Genomic DNA, 536 nt, shown 5'->3' on the forward strand with positions numbered 1-536 from the left:
AAAAGTATGAATAATTCAGGTTAGTTAAAGCATATCAGATTTGTATTTTAAAGCAAATCTAATGTTTTAGCAACTCTCTTTCGAGACAGTATGTGTCAGTTGAGAAGGGAAGTTTTATAATGAATCAAACTAATTTCAATTTTATTGAGTCGGAAAAAGCTTATGCAACTCGTTTTTTCCAATTCCCACAGGTTTTAATTTATGGATCTCAATATAAGACATTAAGTGATAGTGCAAAATTAGGATATATGATTTTACACGATAGACTAGATTATTCATTGAAAAACAACTGGGTTGATGAAGATAACCGGGTTTATTTCATTTTTACAAATCAAGAACTAACAGACCTTATGGGCTGGTCAAAAAAGAAAGTGATTAGGGTAAAAAATGAACTTCAGCACTTTACAAAATTTGCTTATTTTTTGTAGTCCTTGATCCCATGTCTAATATGAACTGTAAGATCACCCGTGAATTTTTGTGCTTTTGGGCAGACAGAGCCAAACTAGTGAAAATTCGTTCTGCAGTAATGGCGTGGC

General features: G+C 32.5%; 1 pseudogene. It reads left to right on the forward strand.

Annotation, left to right across the window (positions count from 1 at the left end):
- Positions 1–119: 119 nt before the first annotated feature.
- Positions 120–401 (forward strand): annotated as a pseudogene (locus FC65_RS11105) (replication initiator protein A); the annotation flags it as partial.
- Between the last annotated feature and the right edge of the window lie 135 nt (positions 402–536).

Source organism: Ligilactobacillus acidipiscis DSM 15836, assembly GCF_001435755.1.
Classification (GTDB): domain Bacteria; phylum Bacillota; class Bacilli; order Lactobacillales; family Lactobacillaceae; genus Ligilactobacillus; species Ligilactobacillus acidipiscis.